The 25796-nt window shown below is 43.7% G+C and carries 24 protein-coding genes and 1 riboswitch; of the genes, 14 read left to right on the forward strand and 10 right to left on the reverse strand.

Going from position 1 to position 25796, the window contains the following annotated elements:
• Positions 1 to 12: 12 nt before the first annotated feature.
• Entirely contained in the window at positions 13 to 687 is a 675-nt protein-coding gene (locus ACQCV8_RS12375) for a serine/threonine protein kinase (RefSeq protein WP_426844950.1), read from the reverse strand.
• 301 nt (positions 688 to 988) lie between these two features.
• Here ACQCV8_RS12375 and ACQCV8_RS12380 point away from each other — a divergent pair, with 301 nt between their 5' ends.
• The 4 genes from ACQCV8_RS12380 to ACQCV8_RS12395 all read left to right on the forward strand — a co-directional run bounded on the left by ACQCV8_RS12380 (position 989) and on the right by ACQCV8_RS12395 (position 3474).
• Positions 989 to 1312: a YnfA family protein gene (locus ACQCV8_RS12380; protein WP_426844951.1), complete on the forward strand. Its 324-nt coding sequence runs from the start codon at positions 989 to 991 to the stop codon at positions 1310 to 1312.
• 113 nt (positions 1313 to 1425) lie between these two features.
• Entirely contained in the window at positions 1426 to 1713 is a 288-nt protein-coding gene (locus ACQCV8_RS12385) for a hypothetical protein (protein WP_426844952.1), read from the forward strand.
• Positions 1714 to 1971: 258 nt separating this feature from the next.
• Positions 1972 to 2718 (forward strand): thermonuclease family protein, encoded by a 747-nt coding sequence (locus ACQCV8_RS12390; protein ID WP_426844953.1) that lies wholly within the window; start codon positions 1972 to 1974, stop codon positions 2716 to 2718.
• Between the two features lie 72 nt (positions 2719 to 2790).
• Positions 2791 to 3474 carry a TIGR02206 family membrane protein gene (locus ACQCV8_RS12395; protein WP_426844954.1) on the forward strand — a complete coding sequence of 228 codons (684 nt, stop codon included), beginning with the start codon at positions 2791 to 2793 and terminating at the stop codon, positions 3472 to 3474.
• Here the strand turns inward: ACQCV8_RS12395 and ACQCV8_RS12400 are convergent.
• Positions 3457 to 4992, reverse strand: a complete 1536-nt coding sequence (locus ACQCV8_RS12400; protein ID WP_426844955.1) for an FAD-dependent oxidoreductase — start codon at positions 4990 to 4992, stop codon at positions 3457 to 3459. The two genes, ACQCV8_RS12395 and ACQCV8_RS12400, sit on opposite strands and share 18 nt — an antisense overlap.
• A gap of 157 nt (positions 4993 to 5149) precedes the next feature.
• Between ACQCV8_RS12400 and ACQCV8_RS12405 the strand changes: the two genes are divergently transcribed.
• Entirely contained in the window at positions 5150 to 5905 is a 756-nt protein-coding gene (locus ACQCV8_RS12405; RefSeq protein ID WP_426844956.1) for a tryptophan-rich sensory protein, read from the forward strand.
• Positions 5906 to 6303: 398 nt separating this feature from the next.
• Here ACQCV8_RS12405 and ACQCV8_RS12410 read toward each other — a convergent pair whose 3' ends face one another.
• The 3 genes from ACQCV8_RS12410 to ACQCV8_RS12420 form a co-directional block, all read right to left on the reverse strand.
• Positions 6304 to 6513, reverse strand: a complete 210-nt coding sequence (locus tag ACQCV8_RS12410) for a hypothetical protein (protein WP_426844957.1) — start codon at positions 6511 to 6513, stop codon at positions 6304 to 6306.
• 68 nt (positions 6514 to 6581) lie between these two features.
• A complete protein-coding gene (aldA, locus tag ACQCV8_RS12415) occupies positions 6582 to 8033 on the reverse strand; it encodes an aldehyde dehydrogenase (RefSeq protein ID WP_426844958.1) in 1452 nt (483 codons plus the stop codon).
• A 379-nt stretch (positions 8034 to 8412) separates the two neighbouring features.
• Positions 8413 to 8730 (reverse strand): hypothetical protein, encoded by a 318-nt coding sequence (locus ACQCV8_RS12420; RefSeq protein ID WP_426844959.1) that lies wholly within the window; start codon positions 8728 to 8730, stop codon positions 8413 to 8415.
• A gap of 339 nt (positions 8731 to 9069) precedes the next feature.
• Here ACQCV8_RS12420 and ACQCV8_RS12425 point away from each other — a divergent pair, with 339 nt between their 5' ends.
• A complete protein-coding gene (locus tag ACQCV8_RS12425; RefSeq protein WP_426844960.1) occupies positions 9070 to 9798 on the forward strand; it encodes a Bax inhibitor-1/YccA family protein in 729 nt (242 codons plus the stop codon).
• Positions 9799 to 10035: 237 nt separating this feature from the next.
• Positions 10036 to 10191, forward strand: coding sequence for a transcriptional regulator SplA domain-containing protein (locus ACQCV8_RS12430; RefSeq protein WP_426844961.1), 156 nt, complete (start codon positions 10036 to 10038; stop codon positions 10189 to 10191).
• A gap of 362 nt (positions 10192 to 10553) precedes the next feature.
• Here the strand turns inward: ACQCV8_RS12430 and ACQCV8_RS12435 are convergent, their stop codons facing one another.
• The gene (locus tag ACQCV8_RS12435) at positions 10554 to 11195 is read right to left on the reverse strand and encodes an MOSC domain-containing protein (protein WP_426844962.1); all 642 of its coding nucleotides are present in this window, start codon (positions 11193 to 11195) and stop codon (positions 10554 to 10556) included.
• A gap of 142 nt (positions 11196 to 11337) precedes the next feature.
• Positions 11338 to 11503: riboswitch (M-box (ykoK) riboswitch) on the forward strand.
• A 249-nt stretch (positions 11504 to 11752) separates the two neighbouring features.
• Between ACQCV8_RS12435 and mgtE the strand changes: the two genes are divergently transcribed.
• The gene (gene mgtE / locus ACQCV8_RS12440) at positions 11753 to 13111 is read left to right on the forward strand and encodes a magnesium transporter (RefSeq protein ID WP_426844963.1); all 1359 of its coding nucleotides are present in this window, start codon (positions 11753 to 11755) and stop codon (positions 13109 to 13111) included.
• Positions 13112 to 13136: 25 nt separating this feature from the next.
• On the opposite strand, the gene ACQCV8_RS12445 is transcribed toward mgtE, so the two are convergent.
• Complete coding sequence (locus ACQCV8_RS12445; RefSeq protein ID WP_426844964.1) at positions 13137 to 13322, reverse strand: aspartyl-phosphate phosphatase Spo0E family protein; 186 nt, start codon at positions 13320 to 13322, stop codon at positions 13137 to 13139.
• Positions 13323 to 13563: 241 nt separating this feature from the next.
• On the opposite strand from ACQCV8_RS12445, the gene ACQCV8_RS12450 reads away from it, so the two are divergent.
• A complete protein-coding gene (locus ACQCV8_RS12450) occupies positions 13564 to 15264 on the forward strand; it encodes a methyl-accepting chemotaxis protein (protein WP_426844965.1) in 1701 nt (566 codons plus the stop codon).
• Between the two features lie 45 nt (positions 15265 to 15309).
• Here the strand turns inward: ACQCV8_RS12450 and ACQCV8_RS12455 are convergent, their stop codons facing one another.
• Complete coding sequence (locus ACQCV8_RS12455; RefSeq protein WP_426844966.1) at positions 15310 to 15639, reverse strand: MerR family transcriptional regulator; 330 nt, start codon at positions 15637 to 15639, stop codon at positions 15310 to 15312.
• A 435-nt stretch (positions 15640 to 16074) separates the two neighbouring features.
• Between ACQCV8_RS12455 and ACQCV8_RS12460 the strand changes: the two genes are divergently transcribed.
• From ACQCV8_RS12460 to ACQCV8_RS12470, 3 genes are all read left to right on the forward strand, one after another.
• Positions 16075 to 16239: a hypothetical protein gene (locus ACQCV8_RS12460; RefSeq protein ID WP_426844967.1), complete on the forward strand. Its 165-nt coding sequence runs from the start codon at positions 16075 to 16077 to the stop codon at positions 16237 to 16239.
• A 532-nt stretch (positions 16240 to 16771) separates the two neighbouring features.
• Complete coding sequence (gene fbpA, locus ACQCV8_RS12465; RefSeq protein ID WP_426844968.1) at positions 16772 to 16954, forward strand: Fur-regulated basic protein FbpA; 183 nt, start codon at positions 16772 to 16774, stop codon at positions 16952 to 16954.
• A gap of 282 nt (positions 16955 to 17236) precedes the next feature.
• Entirely contained in the window at positions 17237 to 17698 is a 462-nt protein-coding gene (locus ACQCV8_RS12470) for a MarR family winged helix-turn-helix transcriptional regulator (RefSeq protein ID WP_426844969.1), read from the forward strand.
• Positions 17699 to 17737: 39 nt separating this feature from the next.
• On the opposite strand, the gene ACQCV8_RS12475 is transcribed toward ACQCV8_RS12470, so the two are convergent.
• Positions 17738 to 18574: a hypothetical protein gene (locus tag ACQCV8_RS12475; RefSeq protein ID WP_426844970.1), complete on the reverse strand. Its 837-nt coding sequence runs from the start codon at positions 18572 to 18574 to the stop codon at positions 17738 to 17740.
• A 163-nt stretch (positions 18575 to 18737) separates the two neighbouring features.
• On the opposite strand from ACQCV8_RS12475, the gene ACQCV8_RS12480 reads away from it, so the two are divergent.
• Both ACQCV8_RS12480 and ACQCV8_RS12485 read left to right on the forward strand, forming a co-directional pair.
• Entirely contained in the window at positions 18738 to 20426 is a 1689-nt protein-coding gene (locus ACQCV8_RS12480) for an EAL domain-containing protein (RefSeq protein ID WP_426844971.1), read from the forward strand.
• Positions 20427 to 20788: 362 nt separating this feature from the next.
• The gene (locus ACQCV8_RS12485; protein ID WP_426844972.1) at positions 20789 to 23860 is read left to right on the forward strand and encodes an efflux RND transporter permease subunit; all 3072 of its coding nucleotides are present in this window, start codon (positions 20789 to 20791) and stop codon (positions 23858 to 23860) included.
• A gap of 47 nt (positions 23861 to 23907) precedes the next feature.
• On the opposite strand, the gene ACQCV8_RS12490 is transcribed toward ACQCV8_RS12485, so the two are convergent.
• Entirely contained in the window at positions 23908 to 25737 is a 1830-nt protein-coding gene (locus tag ACQCV8_RS12490) for a DNA ligase D (protein ID WP_426845109.1), read from the reverse strand.
• Positions 25738 to 25796 lie beyond the last annotated feature (59 nt).

Raw genomic sequence — 25796 nt, forward strand, 5'->3', positions numbered from 1 at the left:
AGTGCAAAACGCCTAGCTTTTTTTAGCCAGGCGTTTTGTTTCTCTGCTTCTTTTCTTTCTTTTATAGTAGCCGCTGATTTTTAAATATTTTTGGTAGCCTTTGCGAATTCTTTCGAGCATCCACCGGGGAATCTTCAGCTTTTTATACCTGGTGAGCGGAAGATACAGCCGGAAATAGGCTTTCTTAAAATCTTTCCACCTTGGACAGCTGAATTCCTCCAGAAAGTCAGAGACGTCAATAACGTAGCCTCTCCCACCCTTCATCATGACATTTTTCCCGTGAATATCGGTTGGATTGAGACCTTTACTGCGTGCGAAGGAAATGGCAGAATCCACATCCTCAATGACCTGTCTGGGGATGAATTTCCCTTTGCGCAAAGCTTCGTATAGGGTCAGGCCTTCCAATTTTCTTAAAACTAAATAACGGTCTCCCGAACTGTACATCTCCGAGTAAAAAGGGTGACTCCCAAGCTGCTGATAAACGCGTCTTTCTTTATCAGCACCTCCCCGGTTGTCTGCATATAGCTTTACTATTTTTCCTGGAAGTTCCTTGTGTTCAAAGACAGCAGCGTAATTTCCCCTTCCGAGTAAGCTCCAGCCTTCAGGAATGTTTTTAACATGGACCGGGTCAAAAGGATCGATGCTTTTAACCGTCACTTTTGCTGCTAATTCTTCTATTATATTCATCTGATTTATCACCTCAGGGAACAATAGGCCCCTCGCTCCATTTTCTTAAGCTGCCTTTGTGAAGATTCTGCTTCTTTTAAAGAGATGGCGGCAATATTATATTTTGATAAACCTATCATACTCTTTTCTTCCGGTCCAGTCATCTACTTAATCGAATGCATTTCTTAACCCTTCCTGTTGAATTAAGAGGAAGGGGGCAGGGAGGTTATTCAGTTCCACTGAAGCCTCTTGGTTTATAAAATATTGGTATGTTATTCTAGTTATTGGAGTAAGTAAATTCAGCAGAAAGCATGTGATGGTGTTGTCTAAATCTATTATTCTGTTCGTCTTGGCAGGCTTGGCCGAAATAGGCGGCGCGTATTTAATCTGGCTCTGGATTAAAAATGGCCTGCCGGTTTGGTATGGGGTACTTGGAGGGCTTGTACTAATCGTGTATGGAATTCTGCCTGCATTGCAGGATTTCCCTAATTTTGGAAGGGTTTATGCTGCTTATGGCGGTCTGTTTATCGTCTTGGCCCTTTTGTGGGGATGGGGGATCGATGGAAAGGCACCTGATTTTTATGACGCGTTAGGAGCGGCATTATGTCTGATTGGGGCTGGCGTCATTCTATGGGCGCCGCGTTAAAAGAAATTTTCTCTTCTATCAGGGGCAAATGAAGTTTCCAAGCTGATAGAATCTGCATACTCTATCAGCGAAAGGAGGGGACTACATGAGCTTTTTATGGGGAAATCGAACGAATGATGCAATGGGGGCTGCAAACGGCAGCGGTCATCGATACCGCAGCGTCCAAGCCAAATCTGCTAATAGCGGCTGCAGAAACAGCAGAGTGCAGGGCAGTTCAGATAACGGCGGCTGCAGAAACAGAGTGCAGGGCAGTTCCGATAACGGCACCTGCAGAAAAATCCAAGGTACTGGCGGCCGCCATGCAAGGAGAAAAGAAAATGTCCAAGGTGCTGCCAATCACTGCAGATCAGGGAATTGTTCAAGGTTTTGTTCAAATGTCTGCAGCACTTTGTTTCCGTTAGGCTTTAGTCAATGTTACAGAGACTGCAGATCTTGTCAGAATGAATAGACTCCAGCAGGTTAAATGCTGATTCTCCACAGGGTTCCTGTGGTGTTTTTTTTTGATGCATAGGGTGGAACCTGTTAGGGTGAGCGGCTATATATAGATGGCAAGCGCCGGAAGGAAAACTATAAAGACAAAACCTGCTTTCTTTCTTTGTATATAAAGGTGTTAAACCTTATAATTAAAGGCACCATCCCTGTAAAGGAGTTTCATAGAGTTGAAAATTAAAATAATTGCTATCCATTTACTCGCAACTGCTGTGCTAACCGGCTGTGCGGATATTGAATCAGCCAGAGGCCCTGCACCCGGCAGCGAAAAACAGCAGGTGGCCGATTTTGAAGAAAAAGGCAAAACTATTCCTGCTAAAGTGATTTCCGTTACAGACGGGGACACGATTAAAGTAGAGCTTGAAAATGGGCTTTCTGAAAAAGTCCGGCTGATCCTTGTGGATACTCCCGAAAGCAGAGGGAAATATGAAGGAAACCCTCAGCCATTCGGAAAAGAGTCATCAGACTTTACACGAAAGCATCTGGAAGGTAAGGATGTAGAGCTGGAGCCTGGGGTAGAAGAAAGGGACCGGTATGGCCGGATGCTCGCGTACATTTGGATAGACGGAAAGTTGTTTAATGAACAGCTGCTTGAGAACGGCTTGGCAAGAGTTGCGGTATATCCGCCTAACACAAAGTATTTGGACTCCTTCGAAAGAACAGAGGAACAAGCTCAGCAGGATAATAAGAATATCTGGTCTCTTGAAGACTATGCATCGGAAAATGGATTTGAAGAAAAAAGAGAGGCTGAAATTCCTGATTCAGGCACTCGCGAGGTGTTTGATCCAAACGGAGAAGACCGTGACTGCGGGGATTTCAAGTCCCATGAAGAGGCTCAGGCGTTTTTTGAGGCCGCAGGACCAGGAGATCCCCATCGGCTTGACCGTGACGGAGATGGTTTCGCTTGTGATAAGTAATGAAATCATGCTTTTCGTTATAGTGGATAAGCCCATTCATAGATGCGCAGAATGAGGATGAGGTGATTATTTATGAGCGGCTCCTTCCAGGTATTCTCGCTTGAGCACGTTTTAACACTCTTCATCATACTTATCTTTTCTCTTCTGATTTTTTTTCTGCGCACCAGATTTAATCTTATTCGCTATTCTCTCGGATTTCTTTTGTTCGGGTCGGAAGCGGCAGAGCACATTTGGAAGTTTGCGGCTGGAGAGTGGTCCGTCTCTGAAGATCTCCCTCTCCATCTGAGTGATTTGGCTGTTTTGTTATCAATTATCATGCTGTTCACCAGTAGCCGGCTACTGTTCGCATTTCTTTGGTATGCAGGATTGGCCAGCTCGTTTCAAGCGATTGCGACTCCGGATCTCGGTACGTACTCGTTTCCCCACCTTATCTTCTTCTTGTTTTTCCTTTCGCACGGAGGAGTGATCATAGCATGCCTTATGTTTGTTTTTCAAGGCTATAAACCTGGTCTTCAGTCGTTATGGATAACGGCAGCGGTCATCACTCTTTATGGTGCTGCTGTTTACGGCTTAAATCAGCTGCTGGGCTCGAATTACTTATACCTCATGAAAAAACCAGAAGGGAATTCCCTTCTGGAATTTTTAGGGGCATGGCCTTGGTATCTTTATAATATGGAGGCGGTCATGCTTGTAAGTTTTTTTCTGCTGTATCTTCCTTTTTCAAAGCGCAGCCGCCCATCAGTCGATTTTAGGTAGCGGCTTGACAGCAGGACCCTCCAGAATCTCTCCATCCGTATTGAATCTGGAGCCGTGGCAAGGGCAGTCCCATGACCTGTCTCCATTGTTCCATTCCAGGTCGCAGCCCATATGGGTGCAAACAGGCTTTACGAGGGTCACGTTTCCTGCAGTGTCCCTGTAAGCACCGGCCTTCTGCCCGTTTACTTTTAGCTTCGCTCCCTCATCCTTTTGCAGTTCATCCACATCCTTGTTTGAGTGATTGAACTTTCCTTTTACGAATGCTTTGGCAGTGTCTGTGTTTTGTTTAATAAATTGTGACGCTGAGGCTGACTTGGAAGCTGAACGAAATGGAGAATACAAGTCTGCGAAAGGGTTATCCTTTCCAAGAATGGAATCTGCAGCAATCTGAGCAGATACTGTTCCATTTGTCATTCCCCAAAGACCGTAGCCGGTGGTCATCAGTATATTGGGCTGCTGCTTTGTTATGGGTCCCGCGTAGGGGACTCCATCCAGTGTTTTTAAATCCTGGGTTGACCATCGGTAGCGGATGTCACTTGCGTCTAAATATTTCAGGCCGTATTCAGCGAGTGCTTCATAGCATTGGTAAGTATCTTCAGTCTGGCCGGTTTTATGTCCTTCGCCGCCGATCAGGACAAGCTTTTCTCCATTATCTTCTGCAGTTCTCAATGAGCGCACTGGGTCATCTGCACTGATATACATGCCTTCAGAAAATGGAGACGCTGTTCTGGCTGCAAGAATATAGGATCTTTCAGGTTCCAATTTCGCAAATTGCAGTCCGGAAAAATCTGCAAACGGATAATGGGAAGAAATGATGACATGCCTCGCGCTTACCTTATGTCCTTCAGATGTAACAATTGCCGGCATTTCTGATTTTACAAGCTCTGCAGCACGGGTATGCTCATAAACAAATCCCCCGGAGCTAACGAATTCCTTCAGCAGACCTGACAAATAAGCAACCGGATGAAATTGGGCCTGATTTTTAAGGCGGATAGCAGATGTTACAGAGAAAGGAAGGGGAGTGCTGTCAGTCAATTCGGCTGGTATTCCAAGCGTTTCATATGCTTTGTATTCAGAATGGATCTTTTCTGCCCCGCTGTCCGTTGAGGCATACAAATAGGCATTTTGAGTACGAAGCTGGCAGGATATTGACAGCAGATCTGCTGTCTCCCGAATAAATCCAAGGGCTTCTTCGTTTGCCATGTAATACTGCTTTGCCCGTTCATCTCCATGATTGTGAATAAGTGAATCGTAGATCAGTCCGTGCTGGGAAGTGATTTTGGCTGTCGTATGGCCGGTTGCACCGCTAAGAATACTTTTTGCTTCAATTAAGGCGGTCTGAACTCCTGATTTTTGCAGGAGATAGGCAGCTGTAATTCCTGTAATTCCACCTCCCACAACCACCGCATCAACTTTTAAGGATTCTGCAAGCGGAGGGAACGATAATTCCTGTTCAACGGGTCTCCATAAAGAAGAGGAAAAAAGTGGCAAGTTCGTTTCGGCAAACTGACTTTTCAATCCATTAACCTCCTGCAAATAAAGATAGTTATCTATACCCTCTCCATAGGTTTTAAATCGGCTGAGGAAGAGTGAGTAGTTTAAGGAAAGGGAAAAGTTTAAGACATGTTCTCAATCATTGGAGGATATGTATGAAGTATAGGAAAGGATGGATCAGATGAAAAGCTTTAAGGTTCTTGCAATAGTCAATGTGCTGGCCTATATAGTTATGGTAGGGGTAAATTTTTTGGCAAATGCTCTCCCTATAAACGGACAGACAACGGGTGAAGTATCAGCGGGAATCCCTGTGCTGTTTGAACCGGCGGGCTATGCATTCGCCATTTGGAGCGTTATTTATATACTCCTCGCGATATGGGTTGTGCGCGCGTTTTTTGCCCCGGTTGCAGAGAAAAACGTTTACAGGGAAATTGGCTTTTACTTTGCTGGGAATGCTCTGCTTAATGCTCTATGGATTGTGCTCTTTCATTATGAATTATTTAATCTGACTATTTTTGCAATGGCAGGGATTCTGGGAACGCTGATTACTATTTATTCCTTAATTGAAAAATCCGGTCAAACCACTTTTTTCCTCAATGTTCCGATTTCTGTCTATATGGGCTGGATTTCCGTAGCGTCGATTGTGAATGTATTTATTGTATTTGAAGCCAACGATATCAGTTCATTTCTTGGACTTGGAGAGCTTGCCTGGACGATCATCATGCTGGCGGTCTCAGCTTTACTCGGTGCATATATGATTATGGGTAAAAATGATCTTGCATACGGACTGGTCTTTATATGGGCTCTTGTCGCTATAGCGGTTAACCAGATGTCTGCCGCACCGGCAGTAGCGAGAACGGCCGCAGCTGCAGCCATTTTGCTTGGGATTTTATCCGTATATAAAGTCAGCGTTTTGCTCATGAAAAAGAAGCTTTAACCTGCCCGCAAAAAAGACCCTGTTTTTCCGTCACTAATGGAAGTAAGGCTGCATCCATTCTTTTGTCTTTATTGAAAAGAGGGAGCACGTTTAAAACAATCCAGGTTTATAGAAGGTCAATTCCCGCTGATTTCCGTTCCAGACAGCTCTTGATATTTGCTACGCACCTAGATTTTATTGTCCGTACTCTGATTTTATGGTCCGTACTTTTCATATAAAGACTTTTCGGCATAATTCGAGCATGTTCGCGCTGTTCTAAGGGCAGAAATTCCACCCGGTTTTGTCCCGCATATTGGTATTTGCTACGCACCTAAATTTTATTGTCCGTATTCTGGTTTTATTGTCCGTACTCTGGTTTTATTGTCCGTACTTGCAGTTTTATTGTCCGTATTCTGATTTTATTGTCCGTACTTTTCATATAAAGACTTTTCGGCATAATTCGAGCATGTTCGCGCTGTTCTAAGGGCAGAAATTCCACCCGGTTTTGTCCCCATCGGCCGGTTTCTCGCATCGCAGCTGCGGGGTCTTCTCATTTGTCCCGCAGGATATAGCTCGGAGTATGTCGCTTTCCGCTCAAAGCAGCCTGATAAAAACAAAACGATTTTCATAATGAAACCCCCGTTTCAGTGTGAACAACGGGGGTTTCTCAGCTGGACGTTTAGACAGCCCATGCTGCTTATTTTAAATCGGTCTTATATTGCATGTAGACAACCTGCGTCACAAGGAAATCCTCGAGCCCGTGCTTGCCATCTGCACCGCCAAGGCCGGATTGTCTCATGCCGGCATGATAGCCTTGAACGGCTTCAAAGTTTTCCCTGTTGACAAAAGTTTCGCCAAAGCGGAGGTTATTGGATACGTACATCGCTTCGTTATAGTCATCGGTATAGACAGATGAAGATAACCCGTATATGGAATCATTTGCCATCCGAATCGCTTCATCCAGGTCCGTATAGGTAGTAACCGGAAGAACAGGTCCAAAGATTTCGTCTTTCATGATATCCATGTCATCCGTCACATTGGCAAGAACAGTTGGTTCAAGGAAGAAGCCGCCGTTCAATCCTTCAGGACGCTTGCCGCCAGCCATGACCTTTGCTCCTTCATCAATTGCCTGCTGCAAAGCATCTTCCACCGTTTTCAAGCGGTCGGCGCTGACTAACGGCCCCATTTCTGCATCTCGGTCGTTAACGGCGTCTCCGACTTTCACCTTTTTGAATGCAGCTGCAAGTTTATCAATAAATTCGTCGGCAACGGATTCATGCACATAAACTCTTTCTGCATTCGTACATGCTTGTCCGGCATTGGTAATCCGGGAAGTTTTAATGTTTTCTACCGCTAAATCCAGATCAGCATGCTTCGTTACGATGGCCGGAGCTTTACCGCCAAGTTCAAGATTGACTTTCGTGATGTTTTGGGCAACTGCTTCCATAACCTTTGTTCCGGCTCCGATGCTCCCTGTCATCGTAATCATCGCTACTTTCGGACTGCTGGCCAGAGCGTTTCCGATCGTGGAGCCTGTACCGGTAATCATATTGTAAACACCTTTAGGAAGGTCCAGGTTCGAGATGATTTTGGTTAATTCAGCTGCGGTGTTTGGAGTCTGCTGACTCGGCTTTAATACGATAGAGCATCCTGCGATCAAAGCGGTAGCTACTTTTCTTGCAAAGATAAAGACCGGAAAGTTCCATGGAACGATGCCGCCGATAACTCCGATCGGGCGTTTATGAAGAAAGATATTCTCATTTGGACGGTCACTTTGTATGACTTCTCCCTCGATTCTTCTTGCCCATTCAGACATGTATCGAAAATAATCAACAGCAAGGTCTACTTCCGCAGAGGACTGTTCATACGGCTTACCTTGCTCTTCAGATAGCAGGGTAATCATTTTTTCCCGATTCTTCTCAATTTCGTCACCAATTTGACGGACAATTTTCCCCCGTTTATTAGAAGGGACTTTCTCCCACTCTATTTGTGCCTTATAAGCCGCGTCAATCGCCTTTTCTGCATCTTCTTCTGTGCTGTCCGGAATACGGGATATCACTTCCCCGTTTGAAGGATTAACAATATCAATCCACTCGCTGGAAGAAGAATCAACATATTCACCGTTAATATAAAGCTTATGCTCTTGCATGTTTGAATGCCTCCTCTTTCAATCTGTGTCTACTAAGGTGTTCCACGTTAATTTGCATCTGAAACATTTGAACCGGTTAAAAAAACGGAAGTCTAGTGGAAAAGGCCGTTTCTAGCAGGTATTTGCCCATAAGCAAGAATCGCGAAAAAGGCTGACATACAGCTTTCGGTGTCATACGTTCCTGGAGCTGAAGATAAAAAAATTCTTTATTACTGGGTTATTCCTCATACATAAGAGGGGTATATCATACTATGTTCAGATGAAATCGTTCTTTGAAATTTAGCTGAGACGCAGATGGCAAGCGAATCTGTTTAACTTGTTCAGCAGGAGAGGGGAGTCTTAGATGGAAAATACAATGGAGGAGCGGGACCCATCCAAATCATTTTTGCCAATTGTTTTTTAATTCGTTCATGGTTTTGCCTATCCACACTTTTTTCAGTTCATCTGAAAAGACAAAATCCTTTGACTGAAGCAGTCTGAGATCCAGGTGGATCAGCCTGGACTGGATCAGCCTTCTTTTTATGTACAGGCATTCAAGTTTTAGCTGCATATGTGAATCCATTAAAGAATGGAAGGTTTGCAGCCCGCCTGTCAGCTGCTGGAGGTACTCTCGATACATATATAGCATTTTTCGGTTTTGAAACGATTCGATTTTCCTGAAGATCTGCTTAGTCGTTCCTGCTAATGGATTTTTCAATTCCACTCACGCTCCGATCAGCTTGTTTTTCATTCATTATATGGAGAATATGAGCTAAAAAGAAGAAGGTTTCTAAGGCGGATCCGTATTAAATACTTAAACTTGGCTGTTGATTTCCGCTGCACGCGTTCACTTTCCGCGGGGCGGGCGGTGAGCCTCGCGACTGCGGGGTCTCACCTGTCCCGCTGCTCTTAGCTCGGAGTCTCACGCCTTCCGCTCCAATCAACAGGTGTGAAAAATCAACACCATGCTTTAATAAAGCAACATAATAAGGAAAAGTGAAACCATTTTTAAATACGTTTCGTAATAGGATAATTAAGAAAAAGGAGAGGATTCACATTGAGAACGGCTAATCCTGTAATGAAGTCTTTTGAAAAACAATTCGGCTATACAGGCGGTAAACGGATGACCCTAATGGGGACTGTGCACAAATCCTTTTTGCTGCTGTTTATTTTAGTTGTATCAGCAGGTGCAACCTGGGCATATGCAGCGCAAGGGGATAATGTGGCGCCGATGATGATAACCGGAGCCATCGGGGGACTGATCTTTGCGTTAATTACAAGCTTTGCCCCAAAAGCCTCTCCCATTACAGCTCCTGTATATGCGGTTCTTGAGGGAATGTTCGTTGGAGGAATTTCTGCTTATTATTCAAGTATATATGAAGGAATCGTTATGCAGGCCGTACTTATTACAATGGGGATCTTCCTTGGGCTGCTTCTTGTATACCGAAGCGGGCTGATTCAAGTAACTCGTAATTTCCGGCTTGGCGTGGCTGCAGCCACGATGGGCGTTTTTATGGTTTATCTGATTTCTTTCGTTCTTAGTTTTTTTGGGATTGCAGTCCCGTTTCTCCATGAATCAAATATGATTGGAATAATCATTTCTCTTGTAATTATCGTGATTGCTGCTTTGAATCTCGTTTTGGATTTTGATTTTATTGAACACGGGGCTGCAAGCGGACTGCCTAAACATATGGAATGGTATGGCGGATTTGCTTTGCTGGTCACGCTAGTATGGCTGTACCTGGAAATTCTTCGCCTTCTTTCGAAGATTAATTCCAGAAGCTAACGGCAGCTGCCTCCTTAAAATGAAGGCTTTGTTAAAGCATAGTGTCGGTTTTGGCAGATTCCGGGCTAAGATAAGAGCAGCGGGACACGTAAGACCCTGCAGGCGAACAGCGGCGGAGAGGACTACCGCCGCCTGCCCAGCTGCAATTATCAGACCAATTGAACTTAGACTTGATGAAAAAGGGGTTTTTTTATCGGCAATTGGAATACTAAGGGAAATGTGAAGGGGGGGACCAGATTGGAACACCGCGAAGATGAAAAGCAAATCCTGAATATAGACCCAGCAAGGCTTGTTCAGCATCCGAAGAATAAAGATGGCGCTGCGCTATTTTTAAAAGAATCTTATCATTTGCTTTCTGAAGAAGATGTGGGCCTGCCATCTGAGGATAGGTAAGGTAAGGAGATGCCGATCATGCTTTAGATTCCTTACTCTCACAGCCTTAATTTTAGTTTCAACCGGATTCCCATGTACAGTGGCGGGAGATTGAGTTTTCCAACCATCCGGGGTTCCCTGGCCGAAGAAGTGAGGGCAAAGACAAATGTTCATTTTGTAGTCTCGAGTACAGAGAATTAGCAGACATAGTTGGGGTTGGAGCTTTGCTCCGGCCCATTTTTTCAGTCTGAACGTGGTCCGAGCTGAAAATTCTGCTTTAGATCACAAAACAATCTCTTCAGCCTTCTTGCTAAATAACAAAATACTCGAGACAAGACAATTCTTGCACCCCGGCCGGCATTGCCTTCTGCAAAACAGCGCAGTTAATCTTCAAGCCTCTTGGATAAAGCCCTCAATTTTCCTTTCCAATCCTCTGCAAGCTGCTGGACTTCCAGTATTTTTTGAATGGCTGCAGCGTCCCTGCGGTTATGAAAGAAGGTATGGTGAATATCTGCTACAGTGATGGATGTTGTCCGCTTTATCAGCTGAATACAATCTGTATTCCTAATTACTCCAGGCCTGATAACTCTAAAAAAATAGCCTGTATAGCCAGTCTCAATCACTCTTGAAAGAAGCTGATTGATACCAGTATGCCGGTTGATCGTCGCACAAGGATAGCGTCCTTGCGATATTTCTGCCAGTACAGTTCCGATTTCGTATTGGTCCCCTATGCAGACCTCTTTCTCGGTCAAGCCGGAAAGTGTTAAGTTTTCACCAAAGGCTGCATGCTGCAATTCCTTGCCGAATTCTTCCTTCCATACATTATAATGTTCATATGGATAGACACACAGTACCCGGTCAGGACCGCCGTGAAATGAGTGATTGGCAACATCATCATCAAATACTTTTTCTGCTGAGACCGTAAGCTCTGCTGCTGGTGATTTGCTGATTCCTGATTCATATGCTTTTCCGTGCTGATCCATCAGCCGTTTAGGTTTTCCTTTGCTCAGGTATTCAATTCTCATCGCGGACACCTTCCTCATAAAAATAGGCGCTTTATTCCCCTCATCCATCCTCGTTTTTGCATAAGATGAAGAAGAAATCGGCTTAGTTTGAATTTGATTGACAGGTTTCGTGAAATTATGTAATGTCAATGTGTGAATACAATATATTCTTCGTTAGGTGAGGCTCCTGTGTGGAGAGACGCTGCTGCCCAAAAATGTCCAAAGACGCCAATGGGTCAACAGGAATCATCGGCTTAAGGTGATTTTTAATGCAGCTGGATCTTTTTCCTATGCTGCACAGTGCTAAAGCTCTACGATGGAAGAATGAAATGCTTGTTTTTTGCACGCCTTCATTCCCGGTGTGTTTTTTTTATAGGGTTAGCTGCTTAGCGAGCACTCAGTAAGTTAATCATATCACTTGAATTAATTTTTTGGGAGGTAACGGCATGGAAATTCCCCGATCGGAAATGTCACAGACGATTGATTCAGATACTCACGGTATGCATTTCGCGGAATGGAACCTGCCTTTACTCTTTGCTGTCTGGGAGGCCTCCGCGGAATAGTAAGGAGGACACCTCATGGTGAAAAATATGACATATGATGAAATCCTGCTGCGGATTATCCTTCTTCTGCGGGATGGCAAGCGCAAGGAATTCAGGGAACTGATTGAAGAGCTCCAGCCCTACGATATGGCGAGTGTTTTTAAAGAAATGCCTGAAAAACACTATGCCCGCTTTTTATCCTTTATGAATGTTGACGATATTACGGTTCTGATGCAGGAATTAGAAAGACCTTATCAGCTTGCCCTTTTTAATAAAATCGGCAAGGTTAAAGGCGTTCATGTAATGAATAAAATGGATAATGACGATCTGGCACAGCTTTTGGAGGAACTGGATTCTGAGCTGAAAGATCAATTGCTTTCAAGTATGGAACAAGAAGAGTCCGAAGCAGTTCAAACGCTGATGAATTACCCGCCAGAGACAGCTGGACGGATCATGACCAATCGATATGTATGGATTCCGAACCATTATACGGTCCGGGATGCTGTAGTCAAGCTCAAATCCTTCGCGGAAATTGCAGAAGCAATCAATTATCTATATGTTATAAATGAACAAAAGCAGCTTGTAGGAGTCATTTCTTACAGAGACCTGATTTTAGGTGAACGTGATGAACTGATTGAAGACATCATGTATACACGTGTTATATCCATTAAAGCAGATGCCGATCAGGAGGAAGTAGCCAGACTGATTGAACGGTATGACTTTCTGGCTTTGCCAGTAGTTGAGGAAAACCACGTACTTGCAGGAATTGTTACAGTAGATGACGTGATTGATATCGTAATCCAAGAAGCCAATGAGGACTATGAAAAATTTGCCGCCTCCGGAAAATCCATTGATTTTGAAACGAAGGCATTAACCGCAGCATATCGCCGGCTCCCCTGGCTGATTTTGCTGCTGTTCATCGGTTTGGTTTCCGGAAGCATTATTAGTGTATTTGAAGGAACATTAAATGAGGTGGTAGCCCTCGCCTTTTTTATGCCAATGATTGCGGGTATGACAGGGAATACAGGTACTCAGTCTCTAGCCGTAGTGATTCGCGGCCTCGGACAAAATGATCTGGATGCCAGAATGGTTGGAGGTCTGATACTCAGGGAACTCAGGGTCGGACTGTTAATAGGGGCCGTCTGCGGAATGTTGATTACTGCTATTGCTGTGATTTGGCAGGGAAATCCGCTGCTCGGACTGGTAGTCGGTTCATCCTTGTTTTTAACCCTGATCATTGGTACGATGGCCGGCACCGTCATTCCAATTGTGCTCAACAAATTCGGAATTGATCCTGCCATAGCATCCGGCCCCCTGATTACAACCCTGAATGACATTTTGTCCCTGCTTATCTACTTTGGCATTGCCACTTCATTTCTCAACCATTTGCAATAAAAAAGCTGACTCAGTTCATTCTGAATCAGCTTTTTTTTATAGGGTCAAAGAATCGGTTTGTACTCTGATGAGTCGGCTGGGAGCTCATATTGAGAAGTTTATCCAAATGCTGGCTTGCTCTTACCGTTTCTTTTGCAGTATATCCATGCTTCCCGGCAATATCAACCATTCTCTGGCGATACTTTTCCACAACCGATTCATACAGATTCACCGAACTCCCTCCCTTTTTGTTTTATTGTTTTCCCTTTTCCGGATGGCAACGATTCCTTCTGCTTATATTATATCGAAAGAATAATCAGTAATGAAAGGATTATTTAGGAAAAGAGTTAGACAAAAAAGTGCATTATTTGACAAAAATCTCATTAATTTGCTGAATATACATAAAAGTCATTTCTTTTAGAACTTTCTAATAGTAAAATAGGAGGGGGAATTTAGAATCAGGGGGGATACAGATGATAAAAAAAGAAAAAAAACCGAAAAGTGTCAGAAAGCTGCTTGTAACGGGCTTTAGTATTTTGATCGGTTTAAGTGTACTGATGGCAGCATTGAACTTCGGAGTTATTTACAAAACTAAAATGGATACAGAACGGATTGTTAATAAAGAAACGGCTGCGCTGATACTGGATGAAAAGCTATCCTATAATCTTGCACAGCAGGCTTCATCCATCAGAGCCTATTTTCTTTATGAAAATCCTTCTTATAAAGAAGAATACGAAGCACTGAAAAAAGAGGGAGCAGCTTTACAGCAGCAGTTATTGGATCTGAATTCTTCAGAGGAGATCAAAACCTTAATTGCCAAAACGAGAAACTGGCAAAAGCTGTTAGAGGAGGAAGTGATTGAACCGTATGAAGGTGGATTCAGAATCCAGGCTGTTCAAACATTAGCGAAAGAACCGCAAACCGTGTCCAATGAACTTATAAAAGAATATCAGGAAATTGCTCAGCACAGAGAAACACAGATCATGGATTCGGGTAATCAGATTATAAGCGGAGGAGAAACTGCTTCACTCATCATCCTTATTCTTTCTGCACTTATTGTCTCAGCAGGACTATACATAGCTTTTCGAATGTCTAAAATGATCGCAGGTCCCATTTCCCTTCTTACAAAAAAACTGAATGAAATAACTGAAGGACAGCTTACCAGAGAAGCCCTTCCCTCCAATTCCAAGAATGAGCTGGGACTGCTGATTAATTCGGCAAACACGATGAACGATACCCTCATTTCACTTGTCGATGGAATTAAATCGGCCGCAAGGGAGGTTGAATATCAAAGTGACAGACTTCAAAGCTCATCGATACAAGTTAAGGAAGGCAGTGAACAAATCGCTTTTACTATGAATGAGCTGACGCTGGGAGCTGAACATCAGGCTGGCACGGCTGCAGACATGTCAGAAAATATGGGGCATTTTCTTGCGAAGATCAATGAAGCGGCGGCAGGAGGAGAATCCGCGTCAAAATCATCTGGAGCCGTGCTCAAGGAAACAGAAGCCGGAAGCAGGCTGATGAAACATTCTATAGAAGAAATGAATAAAATCCATAGCATTATGGAGACTTCAGTTACGAAGGTGGCGGGTCTGGATGAGCAATCCAAAAAAATTTCAAAGCTGATGGAAGTCATCCAGTCCATTGCGGACCAAACGAATTTGCTTGCCTTGAATGCCGCGATAGAAGCGGCCAGAGCAGGAGAACACGGGAGGGGTTTTGCGGTGGTAGCTGATGAAGTCCGCAAACTTGCCGAGCAGGTATCCCTTTCAATAGGAGACATTGATCTTATCGTTCAAAGCGTGAGGTCTGAAACAAAGTCGGTTGCAGGAGAGCTGCGCTCAGGGTATGAGCAGGTTCTGATAGGGAAAACTTCAATTGAAAAAACAGGTCAGACGTTCGAGGTGATCCGCGGTCAAGTTGGCGCAGTGACTGCAGGCATCTCAATGATTTCCAGCCGGCTAGAAGATTTGCTTAGCAGAGGAAGAAAGATGGATGAGGCGATAGCTAATATTGCCAGTGTCTCTGAAGAAGCAGCTGCCGGTATTGAGGAAACGGCAGCTGCTGCTGAACAGGCAAATTCTGCGATGGAGAAAGTCAGAGAAAATTCTATACATTTATCAGGACTTTCTGAAAAACTGGCTATGTCGGTGAATGAATTTAAGGGCTGAAAAAAAGGATGTTCCGGGCAGGAACATCCTTTTTAGATAAACACGTTAGTTGCTTTTATACTGAAAATGAGCGTTAAGCTGCCCCTGCAGCATTTTTTTTCGCAGCTGAGCGGGGTTTTTATGCTTTTCTTCTTTTTTTCGAATGTCTTTTAAAATTTCAGTCGTTTGTACTCCTTCTTCTCTGAGGTCCGCTATGTTCATGAGCCGCTCTACATCAAAGAATGAATATTTCCTTGTTCCCTTAGAGCTTCGCTGAGGAGAAATCAGCTGACGCTCTTCATAATACCGGATTTGTCTGACGGACAAACCTGTAAGTTCGCTTACCGTTCCGATTGAGATGACTTTTTTATCCTTGTAAGACCGTTCTTCATGCATTTGACTCACTCCTCTGAGGAAACAAATCTTTCCTCCACTATACAACAGTAAGCCTTGAATATCTCCGGTTGTGTTAGATTTCCTTCCATTTATGCTTCTTCTGAAAAACAACATGTCAGATTTTATATCAAAAACCGGGAATAAGGGAAGAGTGTAAGCTAAACTTGCTTTAACAGCAGGCTATGTTCATTTTGGCGGTTGATTGCAGGCAGCAAGCGGTCGCTCATTCAGGGCGGGCGGTGAGCCTTCTCTTCACTTCTCAGCAGGGGGGTCGCGCCTATCCGGCTGTTTTCTCTGTAGTCTCACGCTTTACGCTTTAAACAATGGACTGAAACCAACTATAGCTTAACAATAACAGGAAGTCTGACTGGGATTTCTGGCTGTTTACCAATGAGAGCTAAACTTAGAACCAGTTGAACGAAGGGGGCATAAGAAATGGAACGCGGCAAAGCAATAAAGCTTGCCCAAACTCTGGTCGAGCTGGATTTGAAAAGGGATTTGCTGCTTGAGGAACTGTTGAGGACAGCAGGAAAAGACACGTATGAATTACTGCGCTTTGTCCAAAACGGACAAATCAAGAGGAACAGGCAATCTCCTTAAATGGACGGTTCTCTGGAAATCCGCAAGCCACCCTTGAAGGAAATCGGGATGATACAGTACGGTGATCTCCCTGAACTCTCCATGTTCGAAAACATACAATGAAAGATCAGCTTGCCCGTTTGAGAGAAGCATAAGAGCTGCTGCATCAGGTTCATTTTTATTTAAAAAATAAAAATTATTTTTCTGATCAAAAGCAAAAAGTACAACAGCCATGGGCGATCCCTCTTTCGTATAGGATAGGATCATTGCACCATTTTCATAAATCACATACTTTTAAACAATCTTAATATCAGGCTCAGTAATTTTTACAATGGATTAACCGTCCGCTTACAAAGATTGGGTAATGTAGAAGTATGAGATGGCTTTATTAACTTTAAAGTTTTCGGCTGACCTTGCTATTTTTGGAAGATTATCGGGAGGACTGTCTTTTACTTATCAGAGAGTTTTCGCAGAATCATGCAGCTGGCTGCTTAGCGAAAAGTACAGGGCGGCGGCAGGCAGAGCCAATAAAAAGCAGAAGGGGGTAAGAATAATGAGCAAGCTTTTAAAATTCGCACTTGAGGAACAAAGAAATTACTATTCCCAAAAGCTGCTTGCGATTGGGGTTTATAATAATGAAGTTCTTCGAAAAATGACCATTTCTGAGCTGAAAAATGAGTATGTTTACTTTTACCATAGCATCCCGGCCATTAAACGCAAGCCGGCATCACCTTAAAAGAGTTTGCCGGACATGCAGACTCCTTTTTTGTAAATCGCCGGCTTCTTACCGGAAAAGAGTGCTTCATCATACCCTTCAGCTTTCTCCGATCCGTTCACAGGAAAGACACCATTTTTCTGCTTGCTATCCATCTTCTCTATATTGATTCAGCATCCCTTATTTCAGAAAAAACAGGCAATTTGCACCAATGGATAAAATCGCCCTTTAATTCTCTTTGTATTCATAGTAAAATAAAGATAAAATTTGAGAATTTTGAGAATATTTAAGAGGGCGATGAATATGAGATTTTCTTATACTCAAGAAGAAACCGACCGGGCGTTGGCCTTATTCAGGGTTTTTGCGAAAGCGTTTAAGAGTATTTCCGAGCATTCAATCAGGGATAGCAAAGAGCACGGGTTTAACCCGACAGAGTTTGCTGTATTGGAATTGCTGTACACAAAAGGTCCGCAAAAGCTTCAGCAAATCGGATCTAGGCTTCTTCTTGTAAGCGGAAATGTCACGTATGTAATTGATAAGCTGGAAAAGAACGAATACATCGTCCGCCAGCAGGACCCCCGTGACAAGCGGTCTATTTATGCAAAGCTTACAGCCAAAGGGGAAACTTACCTTGATGAAATTTATCCGATTCATGCTCTTCGAATTACGCGTGCTTTTTCAGGGCTTTCAACTGAGGAACAGGATCAGCTGATTCAGCTCTTGAAAAAGGCCGGACTCCACAGTCAGCATTTGCTGTTCCGGTAATCAAAGTGAGCCTGGCGTTTTGCGCCAGGCTCTCACTGTCTATTCTTCATGCCTATGCAGCGGAGGCTGCAGCTGCTTTCCCAGTAGCAGGCTGGCCCCCCAAAAATATAGATGCGTCAGGACAAGACCTGCACCATCCATAGCATGATGAATCAGAATCACATGATGTTGAACCAGCAAATAATCAGCAGCCAGTAAAAGGATAAAGAGCAGAAGCTTTAAGGTTTTCCATTTTGTAAAAGCGAAAATCGAATAGAACAGGCTGACTGCTATAAAGTAGATGGCGTTTGCAAACGTATGATCCCGGCTTGGTTCCTCAAAAAGACCGAAATGAAACAGTACGGTCGGGCGGATTGCGAACAACAGCCATGTAATGGTGGTTGAGAGGGTAATCATACAGACGTAATGGGTAATAAAAAGAGTTTGGATCCGTCCTTTTTTTAGGAGCCAATACCAAAGTTTTGATATGGAAAATAAGACCGGTATGAAGAAAAAGGTATATGAAGTTTTCCACCAAACATGTTCATATATATCCAGATGCAGAAAAAGGACTTCAATGGCTGAAAATATATAACTGAATATAAGAATGGAGGCTGCCCCCGATTTAAAAAGAGCAGCTACGGTTGCGGCAGCTGGGACTGAGAGACCTTGACTGAATATGGAACCGAAGGTACTATCCACAAAGGGATCCTTAAACACGTCAGGCTTGTACAGATAACAGTTGTACATGACGTACACGACTAATTCAAATAAGTAGGATAAACCTGAATTGAACAGCCATAGCACAATGGCTCTTTTTTTATCTTTTATCCCTGCTGAATAGAGCATTAAACCGGTGAAGATGAACAGGAGAAGGTACCAGAAGAAATTGGGCATATCAGACATCTCCTAGACAGAACGATACCGGTAGTGTTTGCAAAACCGTGCTTTTTAAACAAACTTCTCCTTTACTTGCAGAATAAGCCTTTTTACCCTGCAGAAAGACCAAAACATGTCGATACATAATACATAATCTGTTTTTTTGGAAGGAGGGAGTTTAATGCCTCTAAATCGCCCGTTAAAAAAGGAAGCCTTTAAGCAGGAGAACTCTTTTGAATTCCTGTATGAATTTCATCCTGATGCTATATTACATCTTGCAGAAGATAGAAGGATTCTGAATGCAAATATATCGGCAGCCAAGCTTTTTAATCTTCCCGTCCATGAGCTGTCAGGAGTCAGTTTATCATGTGTTTTGACAGAGGAGTGTTTTTCTGAATCTGAAAAATTGATTCATTCCTCTGTGAAATTACAAACGCCATATTCAGGTGAAGTCTGTCTTCCCTCCGGCAGGGTATGCTGTGTTACGTCTGTTCCTGTATTAACCCAAGATGATGAGCAGGGCGGGGTCTTCTTAAATTTTCATGATGTTACGGACATGAGAAATGCCTATGAGGAACTGCGCGCTTCTTCTTGCTTCGATGAACTTACGATGCTGCCTAATGACCGGACCGTTATGAAAAAATTAGAGGAAATAACGTTAAATGATTCCGGCCGTTCAGCAATTATTAAAGTTAACATTAGCCGGTTTAAATATATCAATGAAATGTTTGGAAAGAACATTGGCGATAAAATCATAAAAGAAATTGGGCAGGAGCTTCGCAGCAGTGTCCCAGCCCCTCATTTTGTCGGGCGTTTTTTCAATGACGAATTCGTGGTTGTAATCGAAAACATTACCGATATAGATGTTTTTTACAGACTCGCAAACGAAACGGCAGAGAACTTCAAAACCCGTTTTTTTACAGAAGGGCGCGAATACAAAGTGAAGGTCAGCTTTGGCGCAGCGATTCATCCGGACCACGGAACAAATCCGGATATGCTGCTGAAGAAGAGTGATCTGGCATTAAAAATAAATAAAGAGTCGGCTATTGGGACGTACAGCGAAGAAAAAAGCCAGGCAATAGAGAGACGGTATTTTTTGCAAAAAGAGCTTATGCACGCTTTAAAAAGGAAGGAGCTCCTGCTCTATTACCAGCCGCAATACGATACGAGGACAAACAGTATTACCGGAATGGAGGTTTTGCTGAGATGGAACCATCCGCTTCTGGGAATTGTTTCTCCAGTTGAATTTATTCCGATCGCGGAAGAAACGGGACTGATAATTGAAATAGGCAAGTGGAGCATGCATGAAGCCTGCCGTCAGCTAAAGGAATGGCAGGCGACAAATTCCCCTGCTTTGCGTCTCAGCATGAATTTATCCATCAAACAGTTCTACCAGCCGGATCTCGTTTCAATGGTATCCCGTGTGTTAGAAGAAAATGGAATCAGCCCGAATCATTTCGAGCTTGAATTTACAGAGAGTCTGTCCATGCATAACAGTGAAATGTTTATCCGGACCATTCAGGAACTGAAAAACATTAAGATTCATTTAAGCATTGATGACTTTGGAACAGGTTACAGCTCATTAAGCTACCTTACTCAGCTTCCTCTCGATAAAATAAAAATTGACCGCAGCTTTGTTCACAATATGCTTAGCAGCAAGCAAGATGAAATTGTCATTAAAGCGATTATCGGGCTTGCTGAAAATCTAGGTCTTCAAATGATTGCAGAAGGAGTGGAATCAGAAGTGCAGGCGCATTTTCTGGGGACCCATGGCTGCCATCATATGCAAGGGTTTCTGTTCAGCAGACCGCTCCCGGAGCATCAAATAACGGAATTGCTTGCAAAACAATCCAAATCACAGCTGCATTGAATTACAGGAAGCTGACAGAAGAAGGAAGAGGCTGTCTAGAAAAAGCAGACCGTTAAAAGGGAGACGCATACCGGCGTTTCCCTTTTATCATCTTAGGCGAGAAGCACCCCACTTCCTGCGGACTCCGGAGCAGGTACCCAAGGGACCGAGAGAAGAGGCTTACAGCAGGACCCTGAAGAGGGGTAATCAGGCTAGCGGGCATCCCAGATCTTTTTGTAAGCTCCTGTTCATTGACCCTGGCAGAATAGCGGCACCAGCCGGCTGCGGGATAAATCTCCGGAAGGATAAACGAGTTAAAAATTGTATTTAAAGGAAAACTATGAAAGAATCTGGTTAACGAATGATTAAAAGGAGTCACTTAAATGAAAATCAGCCTCTTTTCTATAAAAAGACCTATTTTTACATTGGTCACGATGATCCTTGTCCTTATTTTAGGTGCAGTATCCTTTATCGGGATTCCGCTCAAGCTAATCCCGGAATTAAACCCTCCTGTTGGCGTTGTCGTTACAGGCTATCAGGGAGCAGGACCAAAGGAAATTTCAGAAAAGGTCAGCAAGCCGCTCGAAGAATCCCTTTCAACCCTTGAGGGGCTGGACCGGATGACTTCAACCTCTGAAGAAAACTCCAACTTGATTTTGCTCCAGTTTTCCTGGACTTCCAATATTGAGGATTTGGAGAATGAGATCATTGAGAGAATGACATCTGCTCCTCTTCCTGATGGGGCAGACAAGCCGCGTTTTCTTAAATTTGATCCATCACAGTTCCCCATTATCCAGCTGTCTCTGTCCGCTAAAACAGACGAATCAGACAATCTGCAGGTCCTTTCAGAGGATCTGGAAGAGGAACTAGCCAAAATTAAAGGGGTTGCCAGCGTAAGCCTTACCGGTGAATTAACAAATGAGGTAGCGGTTGAACTGGACCAGGAAAAGCTGAAACAGTATCAGCTCTCCCAGGCTGATATAGTCGATAGAATCCGGGCAAATTCCGTATCGTCACCTGGCGATCCAATTATTTCTGACGGTAAAGAGCTGACGACGAGAACACTTAGTGTTATAGATTCTGTGGATATTCTGGAAAACCTGGCAATTGGGAAATCACCTGAAACAGGGGAAAACATATTGCTTAAAGATATGGCAGATGTTTCTCTAAAGCAGAAGGAACAGGAAACCATTACGAGGGAAAATCAGGAGCCTTCGCTGCTTTTGAGCGTCCTTCAGCAATCTGATGCAAATACAGCAGCCGTTTCTGCTGAGTTTCAGGAAAGATTGGAGGAATTGCTCAAGAACGATAAATATAAAAATATTGAATATAACATTATATTTGATCAAGGGGATTACATAGACCGCGCCATCGGCAATATGCTCAGCACGCTCGTTATTGGCGGTGCGCTTGCCATGATTGTACTGTTTTTATTTCTTCGGAATATTCGCAGTCCGCTTATTATCGGTATTGCCATTCCTTACTCAGTCATTGTGACGTTTGTGCTGATGTATTTTTCAAAGTTCACCCTGAATATTATGACCCTCGGCGGTCTTGCCCTTGGGATTGGCATGCTTGTCGATAATGCGATTGTCGTAATCGAAAACATTTACCGGCATCTGTCAATGGGAAAAGCTCCAAAAAAGGCAGCCTATGAAGGAGCGAAGGAAGTGGGGCCTGCGATTATTGCCTCTACTTTAACCACGATTGCAGTGTTTGTCCCGGTTATTTTTATAACAGGGCTGATCGGCGATTTATTTAAAGAGTTTTCGTTGACGATTGCCTTCAGTCTTTTTGCATCACTTGTCGTTGCCTTAACCGTTGTGCCGATGCTTGCTTCTAAATTGCTGATAAAGCCTCCAAAAATGACTGAGTCGAAAAGAAGAGAATCACGCGTGATGAAAGGGTATGAGCGGTCGGTTTCCTGGTGCTTGAGGCACCGGCTGGTTGTTCTGGCCGCAACAGGAGCCCTTTTTGCCGCAAGTATAGCCGGATTAACCAATGTTGGAGCGGTTTTTCTGCCGAACACAGATGAAGGTTTTTTCACGATCCGTACTGAATTGGACAATGGGACTTCCCTGGCTGAGACAGAGAAGGTAGTGGATGCCATCGAGTCCAGCCTATCTGAGAATGAAGCGGTGGATGTGACCGTAAGCTTAATCGGGACTACACAGGAAGAATCATTTAGAGGAACGAATTCTTCCAATATCGCAGAAACGTATGTCAAGCTTACCAAAAAAGAAAATCGGAAGGTGACGGCTTTTGAGCTGGTGGACCAGGTGAAAGAGGAACTCGAAAAAAAAGCCGCTGATCTTAATGCTTCAGCAGAGCTATCCTTTAACCTCCAGTCTACAACCGGTTCAACACCTAATACATTATCATTCAATGTGAAGGATGCGGATAAAGCGCGGTTGGATGAAACAGTTCTTAAAATGGAGCAGGCATTAAAGGAACTGCCTGAGGTAAATAAAGTTGAAACAGATTTAAATGAAACAAGAGAAGAAATTCAGATTCAAGTAGACAGGAAGAAGGCACTGGATCAAGGGCTCACTCCAGCCCAGATAGGAATGGCCGTCGAAACCGTTACAAGAGGAACGAATGCTTTCCAGCTTGACAGCAAGGAGGACAATGAAATTTATGACGTTACCGTCCGTTATAGCGGGAAGGTGACGGACAGTGCTGAATCGCTGAAGAAATTGCTGATCAAGAAGCCACAAGGGGGATTTATCGAACTCGGCGAGGTAGCCTCAGTAAAACGCGGAGAGGCGCCGGCATCTATTCAACGAATCGATAAACAGGATGCGGTGCAATTTTCTATCCTTTACAAGGACTCCGCTAATTTAAGCGAGGTTTCAAATAAAGCAGATAAAAAAATAAAAGATTTATCTATACCTGCTGAAACGGAAATCTCTTTTAGCGGTGACAGGGAACTGCTGGAAGGCTCAATTGATGACATGGTTCTTGCTCTTGTTCTTGCTGTCATTTTCGTCTATATTGTGATGGCTGCCCAGTTTGAATCATTCAAGTTTCCGTTCGTGATCATGTTTACGATTCCATTGATGACCATCGGTGTGGCGGGTGCGCTTTTACTGACAGATACCCCGATCAGTTTGTCGTCTGTGATTGGGATTATCGTATTGGTTGGAATCGTCGTCAACAACGCGATAGTCATAGTGGAGTATATCAATCAAAGGAAAAAGCAGGGGATGAGCCTGCCGAATGCTCTTGTTGAGGCATCCTCAGTCAGGCTGCGCCCTATTTTAATGACCGCGCTCACTACCATTCTCGGATTGCTGCCTCTTGCTTTAGGAATTGGGGAAGGCACCGAAATCAACCGTCCGATGGGAATGACCGTAATTGGCGGCTTGCTTGTCAGTACGCTTTTGACACTCTATGTGATCCCAGTGCTTTATAGTCTTTTTGATCAGGAAACGAGGAGAAAAGTTACGTTTTAATCAATTGAGCGGACGGCAGCAAAAAAAACCTCTGAACGATTCAATCATCATAGCTGCTGTTTTGCCTTCTTAATAAATTTTATTATGTCTGAGACTGCTTCGTCTTGGGGGCTGCTTAGGTATCCTTCAAAAGGGCAGCCTCTTTTTTTAATATGCTCAAAAACGGAAACAATCGTAAATTCTTCCGGAGACAGCTCATCAGTTACTTCCTCCCATAAAAGGGGTGCTGCCACCCGGGCTCCCTCAGCTCCTCTAGGTGAATAGGGAGCGACGATGGTTTTCCCTTCTCCATGCTGCAAATAATCCAGATAAAGCTTGCCTCCGCGTTTTTTCTTAAACCGCTCTGTTGTGAATTGATCTGGAAAGCGTTTAGTTAAATAATCCGCGATAAAACCTGTAAAAGTTCTCGTATCTTCAAAGGTCAATTTTTTACCGGATAGGGGAATGTGAACTTGAATCCCTTTTCCGCCGGACAGCTTCGGATAAGAGGCGAGGCCGAACTCCTTGCATAACTGATGAATCTCTTTGGCTGCCATAATCGCAAGGCTGAATTTATCTCCTGATGGAGGATCCAAATCAAAAACAATTTCCATCGGCATCGATTCAAAATACCGTTTAAATGGAAGATGAAACTCAAGCGCAAGCTGATTTCCAAGCCAGACTAAATCTGAAAGATGCCTGCAAATTATGTATTCGATCCCTTCATCTTCAGCAGTCTGCACAAATGAGGGAGCGTAATCCGGTACATTCTTTTGATAAAACCTTTCACCTGAAGTCCCATGAGGATAGCGGATGAGTGTGAGAGCTCTGCTATTCAACAAGGGCAGCATATGGGGGGCTATTTGGATGAGGTAAAGGATATATTGCCTTTTATTAATAGATGGGTTTTCCCATACCGGTTTGTCTGGATGAGTAATCTGGACGTCATGATGAAGAGGGGAGCTGTCGAGCTGAAGCTGCTCCCACGTGCAGAGGGAAGGATCCCCTTTAAATAGAAAAGAATCAAACGAGGGTTCCCTGAATTCGTTTAAAAAGGATAGAAATTTGATTTGAACGCATAACGCAGGCGCGATCTTGAAATGATCCCTGCTGCGGGAAAGGGCATTATTCTTAATGGTTTGAATAAGGGCCTCCCTTTCTTTTCCTTTTATCCCATGTGAAAAAGATCCTGGAGAAATCACAGTATCATCTTTGTACAAGCCTGTCTCGAAATAGCCGTTTTCCTGATTGTACGCAGTGATGAAAACAGCAGTGCGGCGGTAGTTCTTTATTTTTTTCCACGTTTCCGTTCTTTTCCCTGCTTCCCATCTTCCTTTTGGCTGTTTTGCGACCATTCCTTCTGCACCATGAAGCTCAATCTGCTCCCAAAGTTCTGCCGGATTGAGTGTATAAGGGATCATTTGGAGCGGGGTCAAGGAGTCAGCTGATGGCATTAGTGGAAACAATAATTGATTAAACAACTTATGAAGGTTTTCTTTTCTTTTATAATAAGGCTCGTTTGAAATTGACTGTCCATTTAGAACAAGAAGGTCGAAAACGAGCAGTCTGCAAGGCTGTTCTGAAGAGTACTGCTGGATTTTGGCTTTGGATTTGAGGCGTCCGCGGGTTTGGAGCTCCTGAAAATCGGCAGTAAAGGCTGTTTTAAGGCACACCAGTTCCCCATCCATGGTCAAGGGAAGATAAGGCTTTAATGCAGGCAGTTTACCAGACACAAATTTAATGATTTCAGGAAATAGCACGGCTAAGTCCTTCCCGTTCCTGCTTACCATGGAAACGGATTCCTCTTCTATGTATAAAATGGCACGAAAGCCATCATACTTCACTTCATAGACCCATTCAGGGCCTTCGGGGATCCTGGATGACAAAACTGGGAGCATCGGCTTCAAGATGAACACCTCATTCATTGAAATAACCTAATCGAGACCGTTTGCTTGCT

The organism is Metabacillus sp. 84 (genome assembly GCF_050107715.1).
Classification (GTDB): domain Bacteria; phylum Bacillota; class Bacilli; order Bacillales; family Bacillaceae; genus Metabacillus_B.

Bases quoted from the DNA above. Each gene is read 5' to 3' on its own strand.
- ACQCV8_RS12375 (WP_426844950.1), bottom strand. From the start codon at position 687: ATGAATATAATAGAAGAATTAGCAGCAAAAGTGACGGTTAAAAGCATC.
- ACQCV8_RS12385 (WP_426844952.1), top strand. From the start codon at position 1,426: ATGATGCAATGGGGGCTGCAAACGGCAGCGGTCATCGATACCGCAGCG.
- ACQCV8_RS12395 (WP_426844954.1), top strand. From the start codon at position 2,791: ATGAGCGGCTCCTTCCAGGTATTCTCGCTTGAGCACGTTTTAACACTC.
- ACQCV8_RS12405 (WP_426844956.1), top strand. From the start codon at position 5,150: ATGAAAAGCTTTAAGGTTCTTGCAATAGTCAATGTGCTGGCCTATATA.
- ACQCV8_RS12410 (WP_426844957.1), bottom strand. From the start codon at position 6,513: ATGAAAATCGTTTTGTTTTTATCAGGCTGCTTTGAGCGGAAAGCGACA.
- aldA (WP_426844958.1), bottom strand. From the start codon at position 8,033: ATGCAAGAGCATAAGCTTTATATTAACGGTGAATATGTTGATTCTTCT.
- ACQCV8_RS12435 (WP_426844962.1), bottom strand. From the start codon at position 11,195: ATGAGAATTGAATACCTGAGCAAAGGAAAACCTAAACGGCTGATGGAT.
- mgtE (WP_426844963.1), top strand. From the start codon at position 11,753: ATGGTGAAAAATATGACATATGATGAAATCCTGCTGCGGATTATCCTT.
- ACQCV8_RS12450 (WP_426844965.1), top strand. From the start codon at position 13,564: ATGATAAAAAAAGAAAAAAAACCGAAAAGTGTCAGAAAGCTGCTTGTA.
- ACQCV8_RS12455 (WP_426844966.1), bottom strand. From the start codon at position 15,639: ATGCATGAAGAACGGTCTTACAAGGATAAAAAAGTCATCTCAATCGGA.
- ACQCV8_RS12460 (WP_426844967.1), top strand. From the start codon at position 16,075: ATGGAACGCGGCAAAGCAATAAAGCTTGCCCAAACTCTGGTCGAGCTG.
- fbpA (WP_426844968.1), top strand. From the start codon at position 16,772: ATGAGCAAGCTTTTAAAATTCGCACTTGAGGAACAAAGAAATTACTAT.
- ACQCV8_RS12470 (WP_426844969.1), top strand. From the start codon at position 17,237: ATGAGATTTTCTTATACTCAAGAAGAAACCGACCGGGCGTTGGCCTTA.
- ACQCV8_RS12475 (WP_426844970.1), bottom strand. From the start codon at position 18,574: ATGCCCAATTTCTTCTGGTACCTTCTCCTGTTCATCTTCACCGGTTTA.
- ACQCV8_RS12480 (WP_426844971.1), top strand. From the start codon at position 18,738: ATGCCTCTAAATCGCCCGTTAAAAAAGGAAGCCTTTAAGCAGGAGAAC.
- ACQCV8_RS12485 (WP_426844972.1), top strand. From the start codon at position 20,789: ATGAAAATCAGCCTCTTTTCTATAAAAAGACCTATTTTTACATTGGTC.
- ACQCV8_RS12490 (WP_426845109.1), bottom strand. From the start codon at position 25,737: ATGCTCCCAGTTTTGTCATCCAGGATCCCCGAAGGCCCTGAATGGGTC.